The sequence below is a fragment of the Thermomonas sp. genome (assembly GCF_041905325.1).
Taxonomy (GTDB): Bacteria; Pseudomonadota; Gammaproteobacteria; order Xanthomonadales; family Xanthomonadaceae; genus Thermomonas.
On sequence record NZ_JAYRLK010000002.1, the window covers coordinates 136,029 to 155,210 of the forward strand.

The window sequence follows — 19,182 nt, forward strand, 5'->3', positions numbered from 1 at the left end:
ATTACCTTACCAGCCCATGTGATGGCCGCCGTTGATGTCGAGGTTGGAACCGGTGATCCAGCCGGCCTGCTCGTCGGCCAGGAAGCCCACGCCATAAGCGATTTCCTCCGGCGTGCCGAGGCGGCCGGTGGGGATGTCGGCGATGATCTTGGCGCGCACCTCTTCCGGCACCGCCATCACCATGTCGGTGGCGATGTAGCCGGGCGAAATGGTGTTGACGGTGACGCCGTTCCTGGCGTTTTCACGCGCCAGCGAAATGGTGAAGCCATGCATGCCGGCCTTGGCCGCCGCGTAGTTGGCCTGCCCGTACTGGCCCTTGAGCCCGTTGATCGAACTGATCTGGATGATCCGTCCCCATTTGCGCTCGCGCATGCCCTCGATCACCGGGCGGGTGACGTTGAAGCAGGAGTTGAGGTTGGTGTTGATCACGTCCGTCCACTGGTCGGCCTTCATCCGGTGGAAGGTGCCGTCGCGGGTGATGCCGGCGTTGTTGACCAGGATCTCGACCGGCCCGAGCCGGGCTTCGACTTCACGCACCATCGCCTCGGCGTCCTGCGGCGAGGTGACGTCGCCCCGGGCCAGGACCACCTCGTAGCCTGCGGCCTTCATCCGGTCCTGCCATGCCCGCGCTTTTTCCTCATTGCGGTAGTTGGTGGCGACCTTGTGGCCCATGTCGGCCAGACGCTTGACGATGGCGGTGCCGATGCCGCCGGTGCCGCCGGTGACCAATGCAACTCGGGACGTCATGGTGGTGCTCCTTGCGATGGAAGAGGGTCGGGTTTGATTCTAGGCATGCCGTGCTGAATTTGTGTTGTGCAGCGCGGCGGATAGCGGGATGGCCTGGACCGGCACGTCGGCCAGACGGAAACCTGCGACGGTGGCCTCGAGGAAGTGCGGCAACGAGCGCAACGCCTCCTGCGGCAGCGCCGCCTGTCCGAGGCAGGCCCACAGCATGGCCAGCACGCGGACCGGGTGCTGGCGGTCGACCGGCAGGGCGGCAGCGGATTTGGACAGTTTCCGCCCATCCTCGCCCAGCAGCAGCGGCAGGTGCGCATAGGCGGGCGCGGGCAGTCCCAATGCCTGTTGCAGCAACATCTGGCGCGGGGTGGAGTCCAGCAGGTCAGCGCCACGCACCACATCAGTGATGCCCTGCGCGGCATCGTCCACCACCACCGCCAGCTGATAGGCCCACAGGCCATCGCTGCGGCGCAGGACGAAATCCCCCGCCTCGACATCCACGCGTTGCACGATGCGGCCGTGCACGGCGTCGTCGAAAGCCACCTGGCAGCCGTCGGCCACGCGCAGGCGGATGGCCGGGTCCGGGCGCTTGCGGGTGGCGACGCAGTGGCGGTGGATGCCGCCGGTGGCGGCCAGCGCACGGCGACTGCAATGGCATTCGAACGCCAGTCCTTGCGCCAGCAGCGTGTCGAGCGCTTGCTGGTACCGCCGATGGCGCTGGCTTTGGTACACCACCGCGCCGTCCGGGTGCAGGCCGAAGGCATCCAGCGTGGCCAGTTGCGCCGCCGCCATGCCGGCGATTTCGCGTGGCGGGTCGATGTCCTCGATCCGTACCCGCCAGCTGCCGCCGGCCTGTCTGGCCAGCAACCAGCTGCCCAGCGCCGCCAGCATGGAACCGGCATGCAGCGGGCCGCTGGGCGAAGGGGCGAAGCGGCCTTGGTAGCGCGGAATCAACATGCGTTCAGGATGCCGGATTGAATTCCCGGGTGGCAGACCACACTACCGGATGGAAGGCACATCCCGTGCACGAGGCAAGAGTATCCATGTTCAAGCGCATGTTCCTGTTCCTGGCCACCAACCTCGCCGTGCTGGCGCTGGTCAGTATCGTGATGTCGGTCCTCGGGGTGAACCCGCAACAAACCGGCGGCCTGCTGGTGATGGCGGCCTTGTTCGGCTTCGGCGGCTCGATCGTGTCGCTGCTGATGTCGAAGTGGATCGCCAAGCGCACCACCGGTGCGCAGGTGATCGAGCAGCCGCGCAACGAAACCGAACGCTGGCTGCTGGCCACGGTGCAGCGGCAGGCGCAGGCCGCCGGGATCGGCATGCCCGAGGTGGCGATCTACGATGCCCCGGAGATCAACGCCTTCGCCACCGGCGCCAACCGCAACAACGCCCTGGTGGCGGTGTCCACCGGCCTGCTGCGGTCGATGGGCCGCGACGAAGCGGAGGCGGTGCTGGGGCATGAGGTCAGCCACGTCGCCAACGGCGACATGGTGACCATGGCGCTGCTGCAGGGGGTGCTCAATACCTTCGTGATCGTGCTGGCGCGGGTGGTGGGGCGGGTGGTGGATGGCGCGATCAGCGGTGACCGCGACCGTGGCCCGGGTTTCGGTTACTACATCATCGTGTTCGTGCTGGAAATGGTGTTCGGCATCTTCGCCTCGATGATCGCGATGTGGTTCTCGCGCCATCGCGAGTTCCGTGCCGACGCCGGTGGTGCCCATCTGGCCGGCCGGCAGAAAATGATCGCCGCACTGGAACGGCTGGCGCAGATGCACGGCGAAAGCACCCTGCCCAAGCAGGTGGCCGCGTTCGGCATCAGTGGCGGCATGCGCGGCCTGCTCAGCAGCCACCCGCCGCTGGAGGTGCGCATCGCCGCGTTGCGGCAGGGCGGCTGACCGGGCCACCCGGGATGGCCCGCACGCGGCCCGCCCCGTGGCGGGCCGTGGCGTCTCAGGCGTCGAAGTCGTAGTGCATGTCCGGCGTGGCCACGGCCAGGAAATCCCCCTCGGCATAGTCGATCCCGCAGCCGAACAGGATGCTCATGCTGGCTGCATCCTGGATGTATTCGGCAATGGTCAGGCAGCCCAGCTCGCGCCCTTTTTGCGCCAGTTCGCGGATCCTGCGCTGGTTGGCCGCGTTCTTCGGCAGGTCTTCCATGAAACTGCGGTCCAGCTTGATGTAGCCGGGCACGAAATGGGTCAGCAGCTGGAACGAGTCCAGCCCGGCGCCGAACTGCTCCAGCACCAGCTTGCAGCCGCACTTGCCGACGGCAGCGCCGAACTCCTGCGCCGCGCGCAGGTTGATGAACACCTTGGATTCCGGCAGTTGCAACAGCAGGTGTTCGCCCTTGGCGTCGTGTGCGGCAAGCTGCTCGGCGATGAAGGCGGGCAGGTCGTTGTCCTGCAACGACGACTGGGTGATCTTGACCAGTAGCGTCACCGGTTTGCCGGCGCGCGCGCGCGCGCCGATCGCGGCGATGGCATGGCCGATCACCCAGCGGTCGATCTGGCCCAGCAGACCGTGTTCCTCGGCGATCTGCAGGAAACTCATCGGGGTGACGGTTTCGCCGCTGCCGGTTTCCAGCCGCAGATAGGCCTCGTACATCGCCCGCGGTTCGCCCAGCAGGTGGATGATGGGCTGGTAGTGCAGCAGGAAGCGGTCGTTGGCCAGCGCGTCGCGCAGGCGCTCCACCCAGGCCTGGATGCGTTCTTCCTCGGCGCGGTCGACGGCGCTGGGGTCGAAGACCTCGAAATGGTTGCCGCCCACGCCCTGCGAGGACTGCACGCAGTGGTTGGCCTTGGCCAGCACCTGCGAAACGCTGGCGATCTTTTCGCCAATCTGCACGCCGCCCACACTGGTGGTGATGGCGCTGGACTTGCCGCCGACTTCGAACACCTGCGCGGCGAATCCGGCGCGCAGGCGTTCGGCCAGCGCGTTGGTGCTGGCGTGGTCGCCACGGATGAGCACCGCGAAACTGTGCTCGCTGAAGCGGGCCGCGTGTGCGCCGCCGTCGGTCAATTGCTCGCCCAGCACCCCGCGGATGCAATCGGCGATCGCCGCTAGCAGGGCGTCTGCATTGTCCAGCCCGATCTCGTGCAGGATGCGCTGGTAGTTGTCCGGCTCCAGCAGCAGGAAGCCGTACTGGGCCTGGCGCTGCCCGGCATCCACCACCGCGTCTTCCAGCACGCGCATGAAGGTGGGCCGGTTGAGCAGCCCGGTCGCCTGGTCGCGTTCGCGCAGCTTTTCCAGTTCCAGCGCCAGCTCCGGGTCGACCTCGGGGGCCTGGTGGCGGAAGATCACCTGCTGGCAATGCTCGCCCTGGTATTGCGCGGCGGTGAACTCCATCACTGCCGGGAACTGGTTGCCATCGATGTCATGGGCGGTGAGTTCGTGGCGCGGGGGTGCCTCCTCGCCCTTGGACAGGCTCTTGAGCAGCGCCTTGAACGCATCGACATCGGCGGGGGCCACCAGATCCAGCAGCGACATGCCTTCGATGTCCTCGAACGACTCGAAGCCGAACATCTCCAGGTAAGCCTGGTTGGCGCGGATGTGCATGCCCTCGTGGATGTAGGCGATCGGCTCGCGCGAGGAGTCGATCAGCATGTCGCAGCGGCGTTGGGTTTCGCGCATCTGCGCCTCCAGCCGGCGCTGCGAGCGCCGGGCCTCGAGGTCGTTCCATTCGGTCTGCACGCTCTTGAGGAACTGCTGCGCGCGATCGCGCAGGGCCACCGTCTGCGCTCCGAGCGCCTGCACGTTTTCGAGGATGTCGTCGCTGACGCCGTCCAGCACGGCCAGCAAGGGAACGTCCTTGCCGCAGCCCATCACCGCCTTCGCCACCTGGTCGAACGGAATGATCACGGCGCGGTAGTCGGCCAGCACCATGTCGACGGGTTGCCGGGCCAGGATTTCGACCAGCTCGTCCAGCGATTCCGGGCGCAGCGGGCGCACCGCGGTGCCGGCGTTGCGCAGGCGACTGACCATGGCCTCGGCCTCGTTGACCAGATCGGCAACAAGCATCAGTCGCAGTGCGGTGTCCTTGCTTGTGGCCATGCGTCGGGGGAGGAATGCGGAGGGATGGGGAAAGGCTACATCATCCTGCGCCCGTCGCAACGGCTTGCGCCAGCGGGGTCTTGCCGGGTTGGCCGGGGATTTCCCGCACCAGCCTGGGAACCAGGTAACCGGGCAGGCGGGCGGACAGGGCCGCGTGCAGGGCCAACGCGGTGGCGTCGTCGATCTCGAAGTGGGCGGCACCCGCCACCCGGTCGAGCTGGTGCAGGTAGTAGGGCAGCACGCCGGCCGCAAAGCCGCGTTCGCACAGTGCGGCCAGTGCGGCTACCGAATCGTTGACCCCGCGCAGCAGCACCGCCTGATTCAGCAGCGTGACGCCCGCCGCCCGCAGCGCCGCCAGCGCCGCATCCACCGATGCATCGAATTCGTGGGCGTGGTTGGCGTGCACCACCACCGCCACCGGCCACGGCAGGCTGCGCAGCCACGCCAGCAGGCCGGCATCCACCCGTTCCGGCAGCACGATCGGCAGGCGGGTATGGATGCGCAGGCGGCGGATATGCGGAATGCCGCGCAGTGCATCGGTCAGCTCGGCCAGCTTGTGGTCGGCGAGCGACAGCGGATCGCCGCCGGACAGGATCACCTCGTGCACGGACGGGTCGGCCGCGACCAGCGCCACCGCTTCACGCCAGCCATCGACCGTTGCGGTGTCCTCGGCATAGGGATAGTGGCGGCGGAAGCAGTAGCGGCAGTTCACCGCGCAACTGCCGGTGGCGATCAGCAAGGCGCGGCCGTCGTACTTCTGGATCACGCCGTGGCCGCTGCGGGCGGCACCATCGCCCACCGCGTCCAGGGCGAAGCCGGGCACGATGCGCTCTTCGTCCAGCACCGGCAGCACTTGCCGCAGCAGCGGATCAAGCGGGTCGCCGTGGCGCATGCGCGCGATGAAGCCGCGCGGCACCCGCAGCGGGAACTGGGTGGCGGCGGTCTCGGACTGGCCGGCCGCCAGCGCCTGCAGCCCCAGCAGCGCCAGCAGCTCGCGCGGGTCGCGCACGGCCTGCCGCCATAGCGACTGCCAGCTGGGCGGGGTGGCTTGCTGCATTGGAGTGGGGGCTGCGGGTATCATAGGCGGCTGCAATTACACGGTTCCGGTGGCCCCGGAATACTTGAATCCCAACAGTTTAGCCGCCCTGCCGGGTGGCCCCAAGGAGCACCCATGGCCACTCTGGGCATGAACGACGTCAAATCCGGCCAGAAAATCCTGGTCAACAACGAGCCCGCGGTCATTTTCGAAACCGATTACGTGAAGCCGGGCAAGGGCCAGGCCTTCACCCGCGTGCGCTACCGCCAGATCCGTACCGGCCGCGTGCAGGAAATCACCATGAAGTCCACCGATTCGGTGGAAGCCGCCGACGTCGTCGACACCGACATGCAGTACCTGTACACCGATGGCGAGTACTGGCACTTCATGAACCAGGAGACCTTCGAGCAGGTGCAGGCCGACAAGGCCGGCGTCGGTGATGCCGCCAAGTGGATCAAGGGTGAGGAAGACTGCGTGGTCACCCTGTTCAACGGCAACCCGATCCAGGTGACCCCGCCGAACTTCGTCGAGCTGAAGATCGTCGAGACCGACCCGGGCGTGAAGGGCGACACCGCCGGTACCGGTGGCAAGCCGGCCACGCTGGAAACCGGCGCGGTGGTGCGCGTGCCGCTGTTCGTCGGCCAGGACGAAATCATCAAGGTCGACACCCGCAGCGGCGAATACGTCAGCCGGGTGAAGTAAGCCATGACGGATGCCGCCCCGCAGCCCTGCGATCTGCTGATCGAAGCCGGCTGGGTGGTCCCGGTGGTGCCGCACGGCGTGGTCCTCCCGGATCACGCCGTTGCCGTTTCTGCCGGGGCCATCGTCGCCGTGCTGCCGATTTCCGAAGCGCGCGCGCGCTTCGCAGCGAAGGACACCGTGTCGCGCCCGGATGCCGCGCTGATCCCCGGCCTGATCAACGCCCACACCCACAACCCGATGACCCTGCTGCGCGGGATCGCCGACGACCTGCCGCTGATGACCTGGCTGCGCGAGCACATCTGGCCGGTGGAGGCGGCGGTGATCGGGCCGGAATTCGTGGCCGACGGCACCGCGCTGTCGATCGCCGAGATGCTGCGCGGCGGCACCACCTGCGCCAACGAGAACTATTTCTTCCCCGACGTGCAGGCCGCCGTGTACAGGAAGTACGGCTTCCGCGCGCGGGTGGGTGCGGTGATCATCGACTTTCCCAGCGCCTGGGCGAAGAGCGACGACGAGTACTTCGACCGCGCCTGCGAGCTGCACGACAACTGGCGCGATGATGCGCTGGTGCGCACCGCGTTCGCGCCGCACGCGCCCTACACGGTCAGCGACGCCAATTTCGAACGCCTCCGCATGCTGGCCGACCAGCTGGACGTGCCGGTGCACCTGCACCTGCACGAAACCGCGCAAGAGGTGAGCGACTCGATCCAGCTGCACGGCCAGCGCCCGATCGCCCGCATCGAGCGCCTGGGGCTGATGAACGACCGCCTGATCGCCGTGCACATGACCCAGCTCACGGATGGCGAGATCGCCCTGTGCGCCGAACGCGGCGTCAGCGTGGTGCATTGCCCGGAATCCAACCTCAAGCTGGCCTCCGGCTTCAGCCCGGTGTGCGCCTTGCTGAAGGCGGGCGTGAACCTCGCCATCGGTACCGATGGCTGCGCCAGCAACAACGACCTCGACATGTTCGGCGAAACCCGCACCGCCGCACTGCTGGCCAAGGCGGTGGCCCACGATGCCGCCGGCTTCGATGCTTTCGAGGCGTTGCATGCGGCCACGCTGGGCGGTGCCAGGGCGCTGGGCTTCGATGCCGCCATCGGCAGTCTCGAGGTCGGCAAGCGCGCCGACCTGGTGTGCGTGGACTTGTCCCAGCTGGAAACCCAGCCGCTGCACCACGTGGTCTCGCAGCTGATCTACGCCACCGGCCGCCAGCAGGTCAGTGACGTCTGGATCGACGGCGTGGCCAAGCTGCGTCAGCGCGTGCTGGTGGGCATGGATTGCGATGCCATCGTTGCCAACGCGCGGCAGTGGCGGCAGCGGATCGCCAAGGTGAAAACGCCATGACTGCAACACCCCACGCCAATTTCCATCAGCCCGAGCTCGACAAGTTTGACGAGCTGGCCCAGCGCTGGTGGGACCCCGACGGCCCGCAGAAGGCGTTGCACGCGCTGAACCCGGCGCGGCTGGGCTACGTGGCGGAGCGGGCGGCGCTGCGCGATGCGGCCGTGCTGGACGTGGGCTGCGGCGGCGGCCTGCTCAGCGAGGCGCTGGCCAAGGCCGGCGCCCGCGTCACTGCCATCGATCTGGCCCCCAGCCTGCTGAAGGTCGCGCGTCTGCACGGCCTGGAACTTGCCCAGCAACAGCCGGGGGTGAAGGTCGAATACCGGCAGATGGTGGTGGAAGCACTGGCCGAAGAGGCGCCGGCCTCGTTCGATGTCGTCACCTGCATGGAAATGCTGGAGCACGTGCCCGATCCGGCGTCCGTCGTGCGCGCCTGCGCGACCCTGCTGAAGCCGGGTGGACGCCTGTTCCTGTCCACCCTCAACCGCACCCCGGCCGCGTTCGCACTGGCCATCGTCGGCGCGGAATACATCGCCCGCCTGCTGCCCAAGGGCACCCACCAGTACCGCGACTTCATCAAGCCGTCGGAGCTGGCGCGGCTGCTGCGCGAGGCCGGGCTGGTGCTGGAAGACGTCAGCGGCCTGCTGTACGAGCCGTGGCGCAACGCCGCGCGGGTGGTGCGGCGCACCGACGTCAATTACCTCGCCTGCGCGCGCAAGCCGGAATGAGCGCAGTGTTTCCGAAGCTGGTGCTGTTCGACCTCGACGGCACCCTGCTCGACAGCGCGCCGGACATGCTGGCCACGGTCAACCGCATGCGCGCGGCGCGCGGGCAGGGGCCGATGGCGCTGGAGGCGTTGCGCCCGCACGTGTCCAAGGGCTCGCGGGCGATGAGTGCGGTGGCGTTCCCGGAGCTGGGCGGCGAGGTGCCGGGCGCGATGGTGCGCGAGTTCCTCGATACCTACGAACAGGTGCTGGGCCAGCACGGCGTGTTGTTCGAGGGCGTGGCCGAGTTGCTGGAGGCCATCGAAGCCGCCGGCAGCCGCTGGGGCATCGTTACCAACAAGCCGGAATACCTGGCGCGGCAGGTGCTGCCGGGGCTGGGCTGGGAAGCGCGCTGCGCGCTCCTGATCGGCGGCGACACCCTTCCCGAACGCAAGCCGCATCCGCTGCCGCTGCTGCACGCCGCGCAGGTGCTGGACACGGCGATTGCCGATTGCGCGTACGTGGGGGATGACCGGCGCGACATCGAATCCGCCCGCGCTGCCGGGATGCGCGCGATCGCCGCCCTGTGGGGCTATCGGCCGGACGGCGACGACCCGCGGGAGTGGGGTGCGGATGTGCTGGCGGGATCGGTGTCCGAGCTGCGTCGGCCGGCGTTTTGGGACGCATTGCGATGAGCGCGCGCGCACCGTACCGGGACGTGCTCGACAAATGGCAGGCCCACTGGCCGGAGTGGACGGTGGCCGAGGCGTTCATTCCGGTCGCGCAGCGCGAGCTGGCGCGTGGCTGGCTGGCATTGCGCGGGGAATGGGCCGACGCCGCCTGGGCCGGCGAAGATCCCACGCCGGGCATGGCCAAGCTGGCGTGGTGGCAGGAAGAGTTGCGCGGCTGGGCGCGCGGTGCCTACCGGCATCCGCTGGGCCAGCTGTTGCAGAAGCAACCGGCCGCCTGGGCGGCGCTGGCGGATGCATTGCCGCAGTTGGCCGCCAGCCGCAGCGTGCAGGGCGATCTGGGCAGCGCGGTGCGCGGCCTGGAGTCCGCAGCACTGGGGTTGGCCGAGGTGGCGGCGGCGTTGTTCGGCGGCGTTCCCGCCGAGCCCCAGGACGTGGCCGTGACCCTGCTGGCCGAGCGCGCGTTGCGCCTGCCTCCCAGTGGCGTGCAGGGGGCTCTGGGGGCCCGGGGGCTGTTGCGGTTGCCGCCGCTGGCCGATGCTTCCCGTCCCGAGCGCCTGCATGCCAGCTTGCTGCGCATGCGCTTGCAGCGGCGTGCCGCAGGGCGCGAAGGCGCGAGGTCGCGTTGGCGCGTGCTGCTGGCCAGTTGGCGTGCCGCGCGCGGCTGAACCACAGCGTTGCACGGGTACTCACATCTGGCCCGTTACAATGCCGCGATGCACAAGACCGTTTCCCCCGCCCCCCTGCCCGATGTCGCTTTTGACGCGGTGGCGCTGGCGCGCCCGCTGGACTGGGTGGGCATGGACGGCATGGCCCTGCCCATCCGCCTGCCTGGCGAGGGCGGTACACCGCTGCTGGTGCCCGCCAGTGTGGACGTGGCGGTCAACCTGCGTGATCCCGATGCCCGCGGCATCCACATGTCGCGGCTGTACCTGCAGCTGCAGGAAGGCCTTGCGAACGAAACCCTGGGCGCGCCCTCGCTGCGGCGGCTGCTGGACGCCTGCATCGCCTCGCAGAAGGGCCTGGCCGAACGCGCGCGCCTGCGCCTGCGCTTCGACCACCTGCTGTTGCGCCGCGCCCTGCTGAGCGACAACGCCGGCTGGAAGCGGTACCCGGTGGAGATCGAGGCGGAGCTTGCCGACGGCCACCTGCGGCTGACCCTGGGCTTTTCGGTCGAATACTCCAGCACCTGTCCGGCGTCTGCTGCGCTGTCGCGGCAGGCCAATGCGCAGCGCTTCGCCGAGGATTTCGCCGCCGCACAGTCGCTGTCGGTGGCCGCCGTGCACGACTGGCTGGCCGGCGAGCGCGGCATGGCCGCCACCCCGCACGCCCAGCGCAGCCGCGCCGACGTGCGCGTGGAACTGCGGCCGGCGTTCGACGAGCTGCCGCTGGCATCGCTGGTGGACGCGCTGGAAACCGCGCTGGGCACGCCGGTGCAGACGGCGGTCAAGCGCGAAGACGAGCAAGCCTTCGCGCTGGCCAATGCGGCCAATCTGATGTTTTGCGAAGATGCCGCACGCCGGGTGGCATCGGTGCTTGCCAGTGATTCCCGCATCGCCGCGTGGAGCGCCCGTGTGGCGCATTTCGAGAGCCTGCACCCGCACGACGCCGTCGCCAGCGTCAGCGGCAGGAATACCTGAGGCCGTGCCTGTCCTCCCCTGCACGACAGGGGAGGTGAGCCGTTCGAGGACCCTCAGCGGTCGAACGTCAGCCGCTGTCCCTGCGGGCTGCCGACCAGCTTGTCGCCGTCCCACGCCAGTACGCCGTTGACCCAGGTGGAGGCGATGCGCGAGCGGAAGGTCATGCCCTCGAACGGCGACCAGCCGCACTTGCTGAGCACGTCCTCGCGGCGGACGGTCAGCGGCGCGTCCTCCACCAGCACCAGATCGGCGGCATACCCTTCGCGCAGGAAGCCGCGGCGTTCGACATCGAACAGCTGGGCCGGCGCATGGGCGAACTTCTGCACCACCTGCGCGGTGGTCAGCAGGCCATCGTGTACCTTCTCCAGCGCCAGGTTCAGCGCGTACTGCACCAGCGGCAGGCCGCTGGGTGCGTCGATGTAGGGCTTGTTCTTTTCTTCCAGCGTATGCGGCGCGTGGTCGGTGGCGAGCACGTCCAGCACGTCGTCGGCCAGCGCGCGCAGGATGGCGTCGCGGTCGGAGACGTCCTTGATCGCCGGGTTGCACTTGATCAGGTTGCCCAGCCGCGCGTAGTCGGGGCGGGCGAAGTGCAGGAAGTGCACGCAGGTCTCGGCGGTGATTTGCTTGCGGCTGCCATCAGCACGGATCAGCGGGCCCTTCTCGAACAGCGCCAGTTCGTCGGCGGTGCTGATGTGCAGCACGTGCAGGCGGGTGCCGTGGCGGCGCGCCAGCTCCATCGCCAGCCGCGTGGACTTGATGCATGCCTCGCGCGAGCGGATGTCCGGGTGGCATTCCACCGGGATGGCGTCGCCGTACTTCGCCCGGTACTCGGCGAAGGTGGCGTCGATCATCGGGGTGTCTTCGCAGTGGGTGATGATCGGTACCGGGGTGTCGCGGAAGATCGCGTCCAGGGTGTCCGGATCGTCCACCAGCATGTTGCCGGTGGACGCGCCCATGAACACCTTGATGCCCGGCGCGGCCTTCGGGTCGAGCGCGCGGATCGCTTCCAGATTGTCGTTGGAGGCGCCGTGGTAGAAGCCGTAGTTGCCCCAGACGCGGCCGGCGGCGCGGCGGTACTTGTCCTCCAGCGCGGCGCTGTCCAGCGTCGGCGGGCGGGTATTGGGCATGTCCATGAAGCTGGTCAGGCCGCCGGCGACCGCCGCCGCCGACTCGGTGGCCATGTCGGCCTTGTATTCCATGCCGGGTTCGCGGAAATGCACCTGGTCGTCGATCATGCCCGGCAGCAGCCGGCGGCCGTTGGCGTCGATCACGGTGTCGCCGGGCCTGGTGGCCAGGCTGCTGCCGATGGCTTCGATGCGGCCGTTGCCGAAGCGCAGGTCGCCGTCGAATTCGCGACCTTCGTTCACCAGCCGGGCGTTGACGATCAGGGTGGAGGACATGGGGGCTTCCTTAGGGGGGCGGCACGGGATCGTGCCCGCCGGGATGGAGGGGATGGCAGCGGCCGATGCGACGGATCGCCAGCCAGCCGCCCTTGAACGCGCCGAAGCGGCCGATGGCGTCCATCGCGTATTCCGAACAGGTCGGGACGAACCGGCAGCGCGTCCCCAGCAGGGGGCTGATCCAGCGCTTGTAGCCGCGCAGCAGCGCGATGAGGAGTCTGTCGATCACGGACCGGTCACGAGACGGGGGTGCGGCGGCGTGGTGAGGTTGCCGCCTTGCGCGTGGCAGGGTATAACAGCGCGCCTTCCCGCCTCAAGGGATGACTGAAGGGATACCTCGACGTGGCAGCGAAGAAACCAGCGAAAAAGGCCGCCAAGCCGGCCAAAAAGGCCGCCCCCGCAAAACAGCCGGCAGCTGCCAGGAAAGCGGTTGCCAAGCCGGTCGTGAAGAAGGCTGCGCCAGTGAAAAAGGCGGTTGCCGCCAAGAAGCCCGCGGCTGGCAAGGTCGTCAAACCGGCGGCCAAGCCGGTCGCAAAAGCGGCCGCCAAGCCCGCAACGAAGCCGGCAACGAAGCCGGCAACGAAGCCCGTCGCCAAATCGGTGGCCAAGCCCGTTGTGAAGAAGCCGGCGGCTGCCAAGCCCGTTGCCAAGCCCGTTGCCACGAAGGCACCCGCACCGGCGAAGGCAGCGGCACCGGCCAAGCCCGTTGCGGCGGCGAAGCCGGCCACCAAGCCCGCACCCGCCAAGCCCGCACCCACCAAAATGGCTGCATCCAAACAGGACGCCGCGAAGTCTGCGGCCAACCCGGTCAAGAAGCCGGGTTTCGTTGCACCCAAACCCACAGGAAAAGTTGTAGTGGCAGTAAAGAAGAAAACCGAAGGGCAGCCCGCACCCAAGGGCAAGCACAAAGTGGTTGCATACAAGACCGACGAGGCGACCGGCCGGCCGATCCTGCCGGCAGGCTACAAGCCGTCGCCGGAAGAGGAATACATGAGCCCGCTGCAACTGGAGTACTTCCGCCAGCGGCTGCTGCAATGGCGCGCCGACCTGGTGGAGGAGTCCAAGCAGACCATCGAGAACCTGAAGGAAGAAGTGCGCGACATCGGCGACGAGGCCGAGCGCGCCACCCGCGAGACCGAGAACTCGCTGGAACTGCGCACCCGCGACCGCTACCGCAAGCTGATCGGCAAGATCGACAGCACGCTCAAGCGTGTGGACAGCGGCGAGTACGGCTTCTGCGTCGATACCGGCGAAGAGATCGGCCTGGAGCGGATGGAGGCGCGGCTGACCGCCGAGCGCACCATCGATGCGCAGGAGCGCTGGGAGCACTCGCAGAAGCTGATGGGCGATTGAAGGGCGTCTGCCCCGCGCGCATGGCCCGAAACCCCGCTGCGGCGGGGTTTCGCGTTACTGCAGCTCGCGCAGGTCCAGCCGGCGCAGGCGCGGTGCCAGTTTCGCGGTGGCCCCCACCACCCCGAGGGTGACGAAACCACCCAGCACCATCGCCGGGATCAACCCCAGCAGGCGGGCCATCACGCCGTCGTAGAACGCCCCCAGCTCGTTCGACGAGCTGACGAAGATGCCGTTGATCGACGAGACCCGCCCGCGCATCTCGTCGGGTGTCACCAACTGCATGATGGTGGAACGCATCACCACCGACACCCCGTCGCACATCCCGTACAGCACCAGCAGGGTGCAGGACAGCCACAGGTGCCGCGACAGCGCGAAGGCGATCGTGCACGCGCCGAAGGCCGCGACCGCCAGCAGCAGCACGCGGCCGGCATGGCGTTGCAGGGGGTGGCGCGTCAGCCACAACGCGATGACGATCGAGCCGATCGCCGGTGCCGCACGCAGGATGCCCAGCGCCTCGGGGCCTTGGTGCAGGATGTCCTTGATGAAGGCCGGCAGCATGGAGACTGCGCCCCCCAGCAGCACCGAGAACATGTCCAGCGCCATCGCCCCCAGCATGATCTGGTTGCCGGCGACGAAGCGTGCGCCTTCGGCGATGCTGGCGAAGATCGGCCCGCGTTGCAGCGTCCTGGCCGGCTCGGTGACCGGCATCGCCAGCAAGGTACCGGCCGCCGCCAGTGCCACCACCGTGGCCGCGGCGTACGACAAGGATTTGCCGAACGCCCCCACCAGCACCCCGCCCAGTGCCGGCCCCAGCACCAGCCCCATCTGGAACACCACGCTGCCCATGCTGGCCCCGGTGGGGAATTGTTCGCGTTGCAGCACGCGGGCGAACAGCGCGTTGTAGATGGGGCCTAGGAACGAACGGCCGGCCCCGCCCACCGCGACGGCAAGGTAGATTGGCCAAGTGCCCTGCGTCGCCAATGTGCCGGATGCGATCAGTGCCAGCACGCCGGCATTGACCGCCAGCAGGGTGCAGGCGGCGGCACCCAGCCGGCGGCGTGGCAGGTGATCGACCAGATAGCCGGAAAACGGGGCCACGCAGAAATAGGGCAGCACCTCGGCCAGCCCCACCAGCCCCAGCGACAGCGTGCTGTGGGTGATCTCGTAGACGTGCCAGCCCACCGTCACCGCCACCACCTGGTAGGACAGCAGCGTGCAGATCCGGTAGAGCATCAGCCAGCGGAAGCCGACGCTGCGCAGCGGCGAGGGCAGGGCCGGGCTCATCCCGCGCAGGCGGCCTGCGCGCGTTCGCGGATGAAGGCCAGCAGTGCTGCATGGCCGTTGCTGCGGGTGGGCGAGAGGTGTTTGGACAGGCCGATGGCGGCGATGTAGTCCGGTGCGGTGGCGACGATCTCGGCGGCACTGCGCCCGGAGTACACCCGCAGCGCGAGGTAGACCAGCCCGGAGACGATGGCCGAGTCGCTGACCGAATGGAAATCGAGCCGATGGGCGTCGCCTTCGGCCACGATCCAGACCAGCGACTGGCAGCCCTGCAGGCGGTGCTCCTCGGTCTTCCACGCTTCCGGGAAGTCCGGCAGCTTGCGGCCAAGGTCGATCAGGTATTGATAGCGCTCCGACCAGTCGCCGAAGAAGCCGAATTCATCGGCAATGGCGGCCTGGGCGTCGGCGGCGGTGGATTCGAGCGGGAAGGGGGAATTGGTCATGTCGTTCCTGGGAACTTGCTGGCTGCCATCCGTGGCGCTGCATCCATGATTCGGATCGTTCGGCCCGGCCATCCGTGGCCGGGCGTTCGGAAGCGCAGCCGGTGCCGATAGGGCACCGGCTATGCGCGCTTCCTCACCCATCTGACGCCCTGCGGCGTGTCTTCCAGCAGGATGCCTTCGTCGGCCAGTTGCTGGCGGATGGCGTCGGCGCGGGCGAAGTCGCGCGATTTCTTGGCTTCGATGCGTTCGTCGATCAGCGCCTGGATGCGGGCGTCGTCGTCATTGCCGGCACCGCGCGCGAACCAGTCCGTCGGCGATTGCTGCAACAGACCCAGCACCTTGCCGGCACCCAGCAGTTGCGCCTTCAATGCAGCCTTGTCTTGCGTCGAGGTGGCCTTGCGCGCTTCGCCGGCGATGCGGGCGACCTCCGCCAGCGCCGCCGGGGTGTTGAGATCGTCGTCCAGCGCCGCTTCGATGCTGGCCGGGGTGGCCGGCCCGGCGTCGACATCCGCCAGATCGCGCAGGGTGCCGTACAGCCGGTCGAGCGTGCGCACGCACTGCTCGATCAGCCCGTCCGACCATTCCAGTGGCTGCCGGTAATGCGCGGAGAGCAGCGCGTAACGCAGTGCTTCCGGCGGGTGCTGCCGCACCAGGTCGTGCACGCGCTGGATGTTGCCGACCGACTTGGCCATCTTGGCACCGCCGAAATTCAGCATGCCGTTGTGCAGCCAGAACCGCGCAAACGGCTGGCCGCCGTGCGCGCACTCGCTTTGTGCCACTTCGTTCTCGTGATGCGGGAACGCGAGATCCACGCCGCCGGCATGGATGTCGATGGTCTCGCCCAGGTGGGCCTCGGCCATCGCCGAGCATTCGATGTGCCAGCCGGGACGGCCGCGCCCCCAGGGCGAATCCCAGCCCGGCAGGTCGTCCGTGCTCGGCTTCCACAGCACGAAATCCCCGGCATCGCGCTTGTACGGTGCCACTTCCACCCGCGCACCGGCCAGCATTTCCTCGGTGTCGCGGCGCGAGAGTTTGCCGTAGCCGGGGAAGCTTGCCACCGCGAACAGCACGTGGCCTTCCGCCGCGTAGGCGTGGCCGTCGGCGATCAGGCGCTCGATCATCGCGATCATCTGCGGCATGTGCGCGGTGGCCGCCGGCTCGATGTCGGGGGCGAAGTCACCGGCCACGCCAAGCGCCGCCATGTCCTCGCGATAGGCGGCGGCGTACTTGTCGGTGATCGTGGAAATGGGCGTGCCCAGGTCCTTTGCCGCCGCGTTGATCTTGTCGTCCACGTCGGTGATGTTGCGGGCGTAGCGCAGGCCACCGTAGCGGCGCCGCAGCAGCGCGGCCAGCACCCCGAACACCACCGGCCCGCGGGCGTTGCCGATGTGCACGTAGTTGTAGACGGTGGGCCCGCACACGTACATCGTGGGGCAATGTGTGACCAGTGGCACGAAAGGCTCCGGTCGACGACTCAGCGTGTTGTAGAGATGCAGGCTCATGGCGATGGATGCGTGGGGTGATCCATTGTAGCGGGCGAAGGCAGCGCATCTCTGCGACAGCGGCGATTCAGCCGCTGGCGGGCATGCGTCGATAAACTGCGGTCATGCCTGTGTCCAGAATCCCGACCGTGTTGTGCCTGCCAGCCGGGTTGCTGGCGTGCGCAGCCGCGTTCGCGCAGGACTCTTCACGCGAGGTCGTGTTGCCGGTTGAAAACGTGCGCTACGACTATGCGCAGGTGCTGGCGGTGCGACCGGTCTACCAGGTCTTGCGCACCACCGGCATGGAGCGCGTCTGTGACGGCGGCAGTGGCAACCCGTTGTCGCGGGTCGTGACCGCGGTGAAGGACCATCTTTCCGGCGCCGACAAGGCCGCCGCGCCCGTGCAGAATTGCCGGATGGAGCCGGTGGCCCGGGAATACCGCCGCGCCATCGCCTATGACGTCGACTACATGTATCGCGGCAGCAAGTTCCGCACCCGCATGGACGCCGACCCGGGCAACCGGCTGCGCATCCGCATCTCCATCACCCCGCGGCCCGCGGATTGATGCCGCGCGACGGGCAGGGCGTGGTGAGAACCATGCATTGTTTTCGATTCGATGTTGCAACCGCGCTCATCACCCCCTAAAATGCGCGACTTCGCCCGAATAGCTCAGCCGGTTAGAGCACTTGACTGTTAATCAGGGGGTCGTTGGTTCGAGTCCAACTTCGGGCGCCACTTTCGAAGGCCAGCAAGCAATTGCTGGCCTTTGTTTTTTTGCAGCGTGCGCGATGTGAACACGATGGCATCCGGGTGCCGTCGCGGCGGCGCTTCGGGCTGCCGTCAGGGCCGGCGTTCCACCGTGCCCAGCATCCGTCCATTGCGATCCACCACCACGCGCGCGCGCTTGTCATCGAGGTAGAAGGAGGCACGGTAGCTGCCTGCGTCCTCGCCGGTGCCGCGTTCGCACAACTGGCTGATCCGGCGTTGCTCCAGCAGGGTGAAGAAGATGTCCTGCGTCACCCCGAGGGCGTCTGCGATCGGGCCGGCATCGATCTCGATTTCGAACGTCGGATTGAGTGCAAGGTGGATGGGCTTGGCCATGCGTGCGATGTGGCGGGGGAACGCCGCCAGTGTCGATGCGAGGGTGCCGGCCTGCCATGACCCGGGTCAACCGGGGCCGCGATTCGGGTGGGGCGTGCCGTTTGCATTGCGCAGACGTGCGAAAGGGGCCTGGTGGCCCCTTTCGTGATGATCCGGCAGATGGCCGGCTCAGTTGGCGTTTTGCAGGTCGCGCAGCTGGGTGGGGACGCTGGCGAAATACGCCGCGAGGTCGGCGATCTGCTGGTCGCTCAGCGCCTTCGCCTGCGCAGCCATGATGTCGGCATTGCCGCCGGCGCGAGTGCCGCCGCGATAGGCTTGCAGGGAATGGGCGATGTAGTCGGCGTACTGGCCGCCCAGCTTCGGGTACATGCCGTCGATCGGGGCATTGCCTTCCGCGCCATGGCAGGACGCGCATGCGGCGATGCCGGTGCCCCCCTTGCTGGCCAGCGTCATGCCGGCTTCGATGTGGCCTGCGGGCAGGCCGGCCGAGGAAGAGGCCTGCGCGGCCCCGGCGGCGTGTTCGCCTTCCGCCTGGTTGCCGCCGCAGGCGGCAAGGGTGAAGGCGCAGGTGAGGGCGAGCAGGGTCACGGAAGTCTTGGTCATGGCGCGGCTCACTTGATGCTGGACAGGTAGGCGGCGATGTCGGCGATGTCCTGCTCGGAGAAGCTCTCCGCCTGTGCCTGCATCGTCGGGTGCTTGCGCTTGCCGGTGCGGTATTCGCCCAGCGCGTTGCGCAGGTAGGTTTCCGATTGCCCGCCGATCTTCGGCACGTGGTAGCTGGGATAGGCGTTCTTGTAACCGGTCAGGCCATGGCAGCCACGGCAGGTGTAGGTGAGCCCCTTGCCGCGGGCGGCGTCGCCGGTGGCGGCCACCGCGGGTGCGGAGGGCGCGGCGGCGGGGGACGGTGCCGCGGCGGGCGCGGCGGGCGGGTCCTGGGCAGTGACGGCAAAGGCCATGAGCAGCAGGGCCAAGCTTGCGGCAATCGGCAACGGTCGCATCATCGGGCGGTTCCGGGTGGAGAAGGGGTGAATGCCGGTGGGGCGGCACGGCGTGCCCAAGAGTATAGCGGCGGTTTCGCTTTGCTTCATATGCGTCTCATCCGCATCCACAGGGTGCCGGGGTGCGTAGGAGTTCCGACATGACCGACGGCAGGCATGACCGATGGCAGGCATGACCTTCGGCGGATGCAATCGGCAAATTGCCTACTGATATACTTGAC

Annotated in this window: 21 protein-coding genes and 1 tRNA gene; 10 read left to right on the plus strand and 12 right to left on the minus strand. The window is 68.1% G+C overall.

The genetic code is table 11. The features are described from left to right. Nucleotides 1–6: 6 nt before the first annotated feature. Both phbB and gluQRS read right to left on the minus strand, forming a co-directional pair. Nucleotides 7–747 carry an acetoacetyl-CoA reductase gene (phbB, locus tag ACE3OK_RS02835; protein ID WP_374248025.1) on the minus strand — a complete coding sequence of 247 codons (741 nt, stop codon included), beginning with the start codon at nucleotides 745–747 and terminating at the stop codon, nucleotides 7–9. A gap of 39 nt (nucleotides 748–786) precedes the next feature. Continuing rightward, the gene (gene gluQRS, locus ACE3OK_RS02840; RefSeq protein ID WP_374248026.1) at nucleotides 787–1,695 is read right to left on the minus strand and encodes a tRNA glutamyl-Q(34) synthetase GluQRS; all 909 of its coding nucleotides are present in this window, start codon (nucleotides 1,693–1,695) and stop codon (nucleotides 787–789) included. An 86-nt stretch (nucleotides 1,696–1,781) separates the two neighbouring features. Between gluQRS and htpX the strand changes: the two genes are divergently transcribed. Further along, complete coding sequence (gene htpX / locus ACE3OK_RS02845) at nucleotides 1,782–2,636, plus strand: protease HtpX (protein WP_374248027.1); 855 nt, start codon at nucleotides 1,782–1,784, stop codon at nucleotides 2,634–2,636. Between the two features lie 55 nt (nucleotides 2,637–2,691). Here the strand turns inward: htpX and ACE3OK_RS02850 are convergent, their stop codons facing one another. Next, entirely contained in the window at nucleotides 2,692–4,791 is a 2,100-nt protein-coding gene (locus ACE3OK_RS02850; RefSeq protein WP_374248028.1) for an EAL domain-containing protein, read from the minus strand. Between the two features lie 40 nt (nucleotides 4,792–4,831). Then, nucleotides 4,832–5,872, minus strand: a complete 1,041-nt coding sequence (epmB, locus tag ACE3OK_RS02855; protein WP_374248029.1) for an EF-P beta-lysylation protein EpmB — start codon at nucleotides 5,870–5,872, stop codon at nucleotides 4,832–4,834. A gap of 90 nt (nucleotides 5,873–5,962) precedes the next feature. Here epmB and efp point away from each other — a divergent pair, with 90 nt between their 5' ends. Genes efp through folE2 form a run of 6 tightly spaced genes read left to right on the plus strand, consistent with a single transcriptional unit; the run spans nucleotide 5,963 to nucleotide 10,903 of the window. Then, nucleotides 5,963–6,529, plus strand: coding sequence for an elongation factor P (gene efp, locus ACE3OK_RS02860; protein ID WP_374248030.1), 567 nt, complete (start codon nucleotides 5,963–5,965; stop codon nucleotides 6,527–6,529). 3 nt (nucleotides 6,530–6,532) lie between these two features. Next, a complete protein-coding gene (locus ACE3OK_RS02865) occupies nucleotides 6,533–7,873 on the plus strand; it encodes a TRZ/ATZ family hydrolase (protein WP_374248031.1) in 1,341 nt (446 codons plus the stop codon). Further along, on the plus strand, nucleotides 7,870–8,598 hold the full coding sequence (ubiG, locus tag ACE3OK_RS02870) for a bifunctional 2-polyprenyl-6-hydroxyphenol methylase/3-demethylubiquinol 3-O-methyltransferase UbiG (protein ID WP_374248032.1): 729 nt from the start codon (nucleotides 7,870–7,872) through the stop codon (nucleotides 8,596–8,598). The genes ACE3OK_RS02865 and ubiG overlap by 4 nt, the downstream gene beginning before the upstream one ends. Continuing rightward, nucleotides 8,577–9,269: a phosphoglycolate phosphatase gene (gene gph, locus ACE3OK_RS02875; RefSeq protein WP_374248289.1), complete on the plus strand. Its 693-nt coding sequence runs from the start codon at nucleotides 8,577–8,579 to the stop codon at nucleotides 9,267–9,269. The genes ubiG and gph overlap by 22 nt, the downstream gene beginning before the upstream one ends. Continuing rightward, nucleotides 9,266–9,931: a phytoene/squalene synthase family protein gene (locus ACE3OK_RS02880; RefSeq protein WP_374248033.1), complete on the plus strand. Its 666-nt coding sequence runs from the start codon at nucleotides 9,266–9,268 to the stop codon at nucleotides 9,929–9,931. The genes gph and ACE3OK_RS02880 overlap by 4 nt, the downstream gene beginning before the upstream one ends. Nucleotides 9,932–9,979: 48 nt before the next feature. After that, nucleotides 9,980–10,903 (plus strand): GTP cyclohydrolase FolE2, encoded by a 924-nt coding sequence (folE2, locus tag ACE3OK_RS02885; protein WP_374248034.1) that lies wholly within the window; start codon nucleotides 9,980–9,982, stop codon nucleotides 10,901–10,903. 53 nt (nucleotides 10,904–10,956) lie between these two features. Here folE2 and ACE3OK_RS02890 read toward each other — a convergent pair whose 3' ends face one another. Continuing rightward, nucleotides 10,957–12,303, minus strand: a complete 1,347-nt coding sequence (locus ACE3OK_RS02890) for a dihydroorotase (RefSeq protein WP_374248035.1) — start codon at nucleotides 12,301–12,303, stop codon at nucleotides 10,957–10,959. Between the two features lie 10 nt (nucleotides 12,304–12,313). Beyond that, nucleotides 12,314–12,532 carry a membrane protein insertion efficiency factor YidD gene (gene yidD / locus ACE3OK_RS02895; RefSeq protein ID WP_374248036.1) on the minus strand — a complete coding sequence of 73 codons (219 nt, stop codon included), beginning with the start codon at nucleotides 12,530–12,532 and terminating at the stop codon, nucleotides 12,314–12,316. Nucleotides 12,533–12,645: 113 nt separating this feature from the next. Here yidD and dksA point away from each other — a divergent pair, with 113 nt between their 5' ends. Beyond that, nucleotides 12,646–13,656 carry an RNA polymerase-binding protein DksA gene (dksA, locus tag ACE3OK_RS02900; RefSeq protein WP_374248037.1) on the plus strand — a complete coding sequence of 337 codons (1,011 nt, stop codon included), beginning with the start codon at nucleotides 12,646–12,648 and terminating at the stop codon, nucleotides 13,654–13,656. Between the two features lie 54 nt (nucleotides 13,657–13,710). On the opposite strand, the gene ACE3OK_RS02905 is transcribed toward dksA, so the two are convergent. The 3 genes from ACE3OK_RS02905 to cysS form a co-directional block, all read right to left on the minus strand. Then, a complete protein-coding gene (locus ACE3OK_RS02905; RefSeq protein WP_374248038.1) occupies nucleotides 13,711–14,940 on the minus strand; it encodes an MFS transporter in 1,230 nt (409 codons plus the stop codon). Next, complete coding sequence (locus tag ACE3OK_RS02910) at nucleotides 14,937–15,380, minus strand: SufE family protein (protein WP_374248039.1); 444 nt, start codon at nucleotides 15,378–15,380, stop codon at nucleotides 14,937–14,939. Before ACE3OK_RS02910 ends, ACE3OK_RS02905 begins: the two co-directional genes overlap by 4 nt. Before the next feature lie 119 nt (nucleotides 15,381–15,499). Further along, nucleotides 15,500–16,882: a cysteine--tRNA ligase gene (gene cysS, locus ACE3OK_RS02915; RefSeq protein ID WP_374248040.1), complete on the minus strand. Its 1,383-nt coding sequence runs from the start codon at nucleotides 16,880–16,882 to the stop codon at nucleotides 15,500–15,502. A gap of 104 nt (nucleotides 16,883–16,986) precedes the next feature. On the opposite strand from cysS, the gene ACE3OK_RS02920 reads away from it, so the two are divergent. Continuing rightward, the gene (locus ACE3OK_RS02920) at nucleotides 16,987–17,427 is read left to right on the plus strand and encodes a hypothetical protein (protein ID WP_374248041.1); all 441 of its coding nucleotides are present in this window, start codon (nucleotides 16,987–16,989) and stop codon (nucleotides 17,425–17,427) included. A 93-nt stretch (nucleotides 17,428–17,520) separates the two neighbouring features. Further along, a tRNA-Asn gene (locus tag ACE3OK_RS02925) sits at nucleotides 17,521–17,597 on the plus strand. A 105-nt stretch (nucleotides 17,598–17,702) separates the two neighbouring features. On the opposite strand, the gene ACE3OK_RS02930 is transcribed toward ACE3OK_RS02925, so the two are convergent. The 3 genes from ACE3OK_RS02930 to ACE3OK_RS02940 form a co-directional block, all read right to left on the minus strand. Next, a complete protein-coding gene (locus ACE3OK_RS02930) occupies nucleotides 17,703–17,963 on the minus strand; it encodes a DUF6522 family protein (protein WP_374248042.1) in 261 nt (86 codons plus the stop codon). 168 nt (nucleotides 17,964–18,131) lie between these two features. Then, entirely contained in the window at nucleotides 18,132–18,566 is a 435-nt protein-coding gene (locus ACE3OK_RS02935) for a cytochrome c (RefSeq protein ID WP_374248043.1), read from the minus strand. An 8-nt stretch (nucleotides 18,567–18,574) separates the two neighbouring features. Continuing rightward, a complete protein-coding gene (locus ACE3OK_RS02940) occupies nucleotides 18,575–18,961 on the minus strand; it encodes a cytochrome c (RefSeq protein ID WP_374248290.1) in 387 nt (128 codons plus the stop codon). Nucleotides 18,962–19,182 lie beyond the last annotated feature (221 nt).

Bases quoted from the DNA above. Each gene is read 5' to 3' on its own strand.
- ACE3OK_RS02865 (WP_374248031.1), top strand. From the start codon at position 6,533: ATGACGGATGCCGCCCCGCAGCCCTGCGATCTGCTGATCGAAGCCGGC.
- ubiG (WP_374248032.1), top strand. From the start codon at position 7,870: ATGACTGCAACACCCCACGCCAATTTCCATCAGCCCGAGCTCGACAAG.
- phbB (WP_374248025.1), bottom strand. From the start codon at position 747: ATGACGTCCCGAGTTGCATTGGTCACCGGCGGCACCGGCGGCATCGGC.
- ACE3OK_RS02905 (WP_374248038.1), bottom strand. From the start codon at position 14,940: ATGAGCCCGGCCCTGCCCTCGCCGCTGCGCAGCGTCGGCTTCCGCTGG.
- ACE3OK_RS02890 (WP_374248035.1), bottom strand. From the start codon at position 12,303: ATGTCCTCCACCCTGATCGTCAACGCCCGGCTGGTGAACGAAGGTCGC.
- ACE3OK_RS02920 (WP_374248041.1), top strand. From the start codon at position 16,987: ATGCCTGTGTCCAGAATCCCGACCGTGTTGTGCCTGCCAGCCGGGTTG.
- epmB (WP_374248029.1), bottom strand. From the start codon at position 5,872: ATGATACCCGCAGCCCCCACTCCAATGCAGCAAGCCACCCCGCCCAGC.
- ACE3OK_RS02930 (WP_374248042.1), bottom strand. From the start codon at position 17,963: ATGGCCAAGCCCATCCACCTTGCACTCAATCCGACGTTCGAAATCGAG.
- ACE3OK_RS02880 (WP_374248033.1), top strand. From the start codon at position 9,266: ATGAGCGCGCGCGCACCGTACCGGGACGTGCTCGACAAATGGCAGGCC.
- efp (WP_374248030.1), top strand. From the start codon at position 5,963: ATGGCCACTCTGGGCATGAACGACGTCAAATCCGGCCAGAAAATCCTG.
- gluQRS (WP_374248026.1), bottom strand. From the start codon at position 1,695: ATGTTGATTCCGCGCTACCAAGGCCGCTTCGCCCCTTCGCCCAGCGGC.
- ACE3OK_RS02850 (WP_374248028.1), bottom strand. From the start codon at position 4,791: ATGGCCACAAGCAAGGACACCGCACTGCGACTGATGCTTGTTGCCGAT.
- ACE3OK_RS02940 (WP_374248290.1), bottom strand. From the start codon at position 18,961: ATGCGACCGTTGCCGATTGCCGCAAGCTTGGCCCTGCTGCTCATGGCC.
- folE2 (WP_374248034.1), top strand. From the start codon at position 9,980: ATGCACAAGACCGTTTCCCCCGCCCCCCTGCCCGATGTCGCTTTTGAC.
- ACE3OK_RS02910 (WP_374248039.1), bottom strand. From the start codon at position 15,380: ATGACCAATTCCCCCTTCCCGCTCGAATCCACCGCCGCCGACGCCCAG.
- cysS (WP_374248040.1), bottom strand. From the start codon at position 16,882: ATGAGCCTGCATCTCTACAACACGCTGAGTCGTCGACCGGAGCCTTTC.
- htpX (WP_374248027.1), top strand. From the start codon at position 1,782: ATGTTCAAGCGCATGTTCCTGTTCCTGGCCACCAACCTCGCCGTGCTG.
- ACE3OK_RS02935 (WP_374248043.1), bottom strand. From the start codon at position 18,566: ATGACCAAGACTTCCGTGACCCTGCTCGCCCTCACCTGCGCCTTCACC.